The sequence below is a fragment of the Citrobacter sp. S55_ASV_140 genome, from assembly GCF_018919505.1.
Classification (GTDB): domain Bacteria; phylum Pseudomonadota; class Gammaproteobacteria; order Enterobacterales; family Enterobacteriaceae; genus Citrobacter; species Citrobacter werkmanii.
The window spans coordinates 1-5403 of the sequence record NZ_JAHLQZ010000235.1 but is presented as its reverse complement, the minus strand read 5'-3'; the positions used below and the strand labels follow the sequence as shown (position 1 = coordinate 5403).

Below are 5403 nucleotides of genomic sequence, written 5' to 3'. Positions count from 1 at the left end.
CTCTACAATGGGTCGCCCGCCGCCATTTTGGCGCCACGTCGCTGGATGAAATGGTTGGTTTTGGTTTTTTGACGCTGGCGGAGCGTGCCGAGCTGAATGAATGCTTGCATATCCTGTGGCGCATACGCTTTGCTCTGCACCTGATCGTGAGTCGTTACGATAACCGCCTGCTGTTTGATCGTCAGCTCAGCGTAGCCCAACGGCTAAACTACGGCGGTGAGGGCAACGAGCCAATCGAGCGGATGATGAAAGACTATTTCCGCGTTACGCGACGGGTCAGCGAACTGAACCACATGCTGTTGCAGCTGTTCGACGAGGCGATCCTCGCCATGCCCGCCGACGAAAAGCCGCGTCCGATTGATGACGACTTTCAACTGCGCGGCTCCTTGATTGATCTGCGCAGCGATGACCTGTTTATCCGTAAACCCGAAGCGATATTGCGGATGTTTTACATCATGGTGCGTAACAGCGCAATCAGCGGGATTTACTCCACCACGCTGCGCCATCTGCGCCATGCCCGCCGTCATTTAACGCAGCCGTTATGCTACATCCCGGAAGCGCGCTCGCTGTTTCTCAGCATGTTACGCCATCCGGGCGCGGTGAGCCGCGGCCTGCTGCCGATGCATCGCCACAGCGTATTGTGGGCCTATATGCCGCAATGGTCGCATATTGTCGGCCAAATGCAGTTTGACCTGTTTCATGCCTATACGGTAGATGAACACACCATCCGCGTGATGCTCAAGCTGGAAAGTTTTGCCAACGAAGAGACCCGCCAGCGCCATCCGCTGTGTGTGGATCTGTGGCCGCGCCTGCGGCAGCCGGAGCTGATTCTGATTGCCGCTTTGTTCCATGATATCGCCAAAGGCCGCGGTGGCGATCATTCGGTTCTCGGTGCTCAGGACGTACTCAAATTCGCCGAACTGCACGGCCTGAACTCCCGCGAAACACAGCTGATCGTGTGGCTGGTGCGCCAGCATTTACTGATGTCAGTAACCGCTCAACGTCGCGATATTCAGGATCCCGAAGTGATTAAGCAATTCGCCGAAGAAGTGCAAACGGAACACCGCCTGCGCTTTTTGGTGTGCCTGACCGTCGCGGATATTTGCGCCACCAACGAAACGCTGTGGAATAGCTGGAAGCAAAGCCTGCTGCGCGAGCTGTACTTTGCCACGGAAAAACAGCTACGTCGTGGGATGCAAAACACGCCGGATATGCGCGAGCGCGTGCGTCACCATCAGCTTCAGGCGCTGGCGTTATTGCGGATGGATAACATTGATGAAGAAGCGCTGCACCATATCTGGTCACGCTGTCGGGCAAACTATTTCGTGCGCCACAGTCCAAATCAACTGGCCTGGCATGCGCGTCATCTCTTACAACATGACCTCAAAGAGCCGCTCATTCTGCTTAGCCCACAGGCAACGCGTGGAGGAACGGAAATCTTTATCTGGAGTCCGGATCGCCCGTATCTGTTTGCCGCCGTTTGCGCCGAGCTGGATCGGCGTAATCTGAGCGTCCACGATGCGCAGATTTTCACCACCCGCGATGGAATGGCGATGGATACATTCATTGTGCTGGAGCCGGACGGTAGCCCGCTGTCGTCAGACCGACACGAAGCGATCCGTTTTGGGCTGGAACAGGCGATCACTCAGCGTAGCTGGCAACCGCCGCAACCGCGTCGCCAGCCGGCAAAATTACGCCATTTTACCGTCGATACCGAAGTGACTTTTCTGCCGACCCATACCGATCGAAAATCATTCCTCGAGCTTATCGCTCTCGACCAGCCAGGACTGCTGGCGCGGGTCGGGCAGATTTTTGCCGATCTGGGAATTTCGCTGCATGGCGCCCGAATTACAACAATTGGCGAGCGAGTAGAAGATTTATTCATAATCGCCACCGCCGACCGGCGCGCCCTTAATAATGAGCTGCAGCAGGAAGTGCATCAACGGTTGACAGAGGCCCTCAATCCAAACGATAAAGGGTGATGTTTTTATTTATTATGGAAAGAGTTTAACAATGCAGCAGTTACAGAACGTTATTGAATCCGCTTTCGAGCGCCGTGCCGACATTACTCCGGCAAATGTGGATACCGTAACCCGCGAAGCGGTGAATCAGGTTATTTCTTTACTGGATTCCGGTGCTCTGCGCGTCGCAGAAAAGATTGAGGGTCAGTGGGTCACGCATCAGTGGCTGAAAAAAGCGGTCCTGCTCTCTTTTCGTATTAACGATAATCAGGTTATCGATGGTGCGGAAAGCCGTTACTTCGATAAAGTGCCGATGAAATTCGCCGACTATGACGAAGCGCGTTTTCAGAAAGAAGGTTTCCGCGTGGTGCCGCCTGCGGCAGTACGTCAGGGCGCGTTTATCGCCCGTAACACCGTGCTGATGCCGTCTTACGTGAACATCGGCGCTTATGTTGATGAAGGTACGATGGTTGATACCTGGGCGACAGTCGGGTCCTGTGCGCAAATCGGTAAAAACGTACACTTGTCCGGCGGCGTTGGCATTGGCGGCGTACTGGAGCCGTTACAGGCTAACCCGACCATCATTGAAGACAACTGCTTCATCGGCGCGCGTTCTGAAGTCGTAGAAGGTGTGATCGTCGAAGAAGGCTCCGTTATCTCCATGGGCGTGTACATCGGCCAGAGCACCCGTATTTACGATCGCGAAACGGGCGAAGTACATTATGGCCGCGTTCCGGCGGGCTCCGTTGTCGTCTCCGGCAACCTGCCGTCGAAAGATGGCAAATACAGCCTGTACTGCGCGGTGATAGTGAAGAAGGTTGATGCCAAAACGCGTGGCAAAGTGGGAATCAACGAACTGTTACGCACCATCGACTAACAGCAATTTGAAAAAGCGGGCTTAGCCCGCTTTTTTTACATCTGCGAGTGGCGTAAACAAGGCTTTTCGTTAATTATTCAATGGTTATAGTGAGCTTAAGGGTACCGCTATGTATGACAATCTGAAAAGTCTGGGCATTACTAATCCTGAAGAGATCGATCGTTACAGCCTGCGGCAAGAAGCCAACAACGATATCCTGAAAATCTATTTCCAGAAGGATAAAGGCGAGTTTTTTGCCAAGAGCGTGAAGTTCAAATATCCCCGCCAGCGTAAAACGGTTGTCGCCGATGGCGTCGGCCAGGGTTATAAAGAAGTGCAGGAGATCAGCCCCAACCTGCGCTATGTGATCGATGAACTGGATCAGATCTGCCAGCGCGATCGCAGCGAAGTCGATCTTAAACGTAAGATCCTCGATGATTTACGTCATCTGGAAAGCGTCGTGACCAACAAGATCAGCGAAATTGAAGCCGATCTGGAAAAACTGACGCGTAAATAACCGCGAGTGGATGTATTCGTAGGCCGGGTAAGGCGAAGCCGCCACCCGGCATTTTGCCTGATAAGCGTCGCACCATCAGGCAATCAATGCTGCTCATCTAACTGCAATGCCACATACAGCAGCAGCCTGTCGTCAAAATTCCCCAAATCCAGCCCGGTCAGTTCTGAAATACGATTCAGGCGATACTCCAGCGTATTGCGATGAATAAACAAGGCTTTTGAGGTCGCCAGCGGCTGAACGTTATGCCGAAACCATGCCGCTAATGTCCGACGCAGCAAGCCGTTGTTATCCATTGCTTTTAACCGTACCAACGGACGCGCCAGCTCATTGGCCTGCCAGCCGCCGCGCAGGCTGTCCAGCAGTACCGGCAGCATCAGATCCTGATAGAAATAGCTTCGGCTTTCCGGCATCCGCTGCTTACCGACCATCATGGTGGTACGCGCCGTACGATACGAACGGGCAATGCTGCCAGGTCCGGTAAAATAGTTGCCGAGCGAGACGCGAAAACGCAGCTGTCCGTTCTCTTTCATCCGGGCAATGAGCTGTTCAACGCGCTTGCGATGATCTTCGGCATCCCAGCGGCCAAACTGATTGAGCGCGGGTTTCAGCACCACCATCTCCGTCAGGGAAACAATCGCAATCAGATTATTACGCTCTGGCGTGGTCAACGCATTCTGTAATTGCTGTAGTTCAGCCATCGCGCTGTCAACACCAAGCTGACCGCTGTCGACTTCGACTACCGCTACCACGCGCGGCTGGTTCAAATCGATGCCTAAACGCTGCGCCCATTCCATTAGCGCTGGGGTATTTTCTTCCGCCTGAATCAGGTTCATCACCAATTCTTCGCGCAGACGGCTGTCCTGGGCTAAAAGATGCATCAGACGCGACTGTTCCAGCATCATTTCGGCGGTCATACATACCAATTCGCCGTATTTGCGCAGATGTTCCGGTTCGCCGGTAAGACCGATAACGCCAACGATTTCGCCGTCAAGACGCAGCGGCAGATTGATCCCCTGTCGCACACCGTGTAAATGCCGTGCGACCGCATCGTCAATATCGACCACCCGCCCCTGAGAAAGCACCAGCAGCGCGCCTTCGTGCAATTCACCAATTCGTTCGCGATCGCCGCTGCCGATTATCCGCCCACGGGCATCCATTACGTTGATATTGGTATCAATGATGCGCATGGTACGCGCCACGATATCCTGCGCCATTTTGGTATCAAGATGCCAGCCAGCCATAAACCCTCCTGTGAGCAGAGCTCAAGCATAAGGAAGATAACAAGCGACAACATTGTGCAAATGCACAAAGCGGAAGAGAGAAGTATGGAGTTGTGGGAGGTATCACAAAAAGAAACCCCTTCCTGTGCAGGAAGGGGTTGAGGGAGATTACTGCATCAACAGATAGATGGAGCTGTCGCCACGCTGAATGTTCAGCGCCAGTACAGCGGGTTTGCTGTCGAGAATTTTGCGCAGTTCGGCGATATTTTTCACCGGTTGCTGGTTAGCACCGATAATCACATCCCCTTTCTTCAGGCCAATCTGTGCAGCCGGAGAATTCGGTTTCACGTCACTTACCACAACCCCTTTGTCCTGGCCCTTGTTGCTCATATCGGCACCTTCAATGCCTTTGAAGATAGAGCTGGAATCAACCTGGGTCTGGCTGCTCTGCTGCAGTTCCAGATTCACAGTAACAGGCTTACCGTCGCGCAGCAGGCCAAGGTTAATTTTGCTGCCTACCGGCATAGTTCCCACCTGCGCACGCAGTGCGGCAAAGCTGCTGATAGGTTTACCGTTCAGGGAGGTAATCACATCCCCGGCTTTAATACCCGCTTTCGCTGCGGAAGAGTTCGGCATGACCTGGCTGACGAATGCGCCACGCTGGGCGTCAACTTTCATCGCTTTCGCCAGCTCAGAGCTCAGCTCGGTACCCATGATGCCCAGCTCGCCACGTTTAACCTGGCCGAACTCAACCATCTGCGAGGTCAGGTTTTTCACCATGTTGCTTGGGATTGCAAAACCGATCCCGATATTACCGCCGTCCGGCGCGAGGATCGCGGTGTTAATCCC

5 protein-coding genes are annotated in these 5403 nt (G+C 53.8%); 3 read left to right on the top strand and 2 right to left on the bottom strand.

All coding sequences use genetic code 11. The features are described from left to right. The 3 genes from glnD to KQJ18_RS21230 form a co-directional block, all read left to right on the top strand. The coding region (glnD, locus tag KQJ18_RS21240; protein ID WP_216422677.1) for a bifunctional uridylyltransferase/uridylyl-removing protein GlnD at positions 1 to 1982 on the top strand (1982 nt) is incomplete at its 5' end. Between the two features lie 31 nt (positions 1983 to 2013). Further along, complete coding sequence (gene dapD / locus KQJ18_RS21235; protein ID WP_006686779.1) at positions 2014 to 2838, top strand: 2,3,4,5-tetrahydropyridine-2,6-dicarboxylate N-succinyltransferase; 825 nt, start codon at positions 2014 to 2016, stop codon at positions 2836 to 2838. A gap of 109 nt (positions 2839 to 2947) precedes the next feature. Further along, positions 2948 to 3334, top strand: a complete 387-nt coding sequence (locus KQJ18_RS21230; protein WP_003018562.1) for a DUF3461 family protein — start codon at positions 2948 to 2950, stop codon at positions 3332 to 3334. Between the two features lie 83 nt (positions 3335 to 3417). Here the strand turns inward: KQJ18_RS21230 and cdaR are convergent, their stop codons facing one another. Further along, complete coding sequence (gene cdaR, locus KQJ18_RS21225) at positions 3418 to 4575, bottom strand: DNA-binding transcriptional regulator CdaR (protein ID WP_038637395.1); 1158 nt, start codon at positions 4573 to 4575, stop codon at positions 3418 to 3420. Between the two features lie 147 nt (positions 4576 to 4722). Beyond that, on the bottom strand, positions 4723 to 5403 hold a 681-nt coding region (locus KQJ18_RS21220), incomplete at its 5' end, for a PDZ domain-containing protein (RefSeq protein ID WP_216422674.1).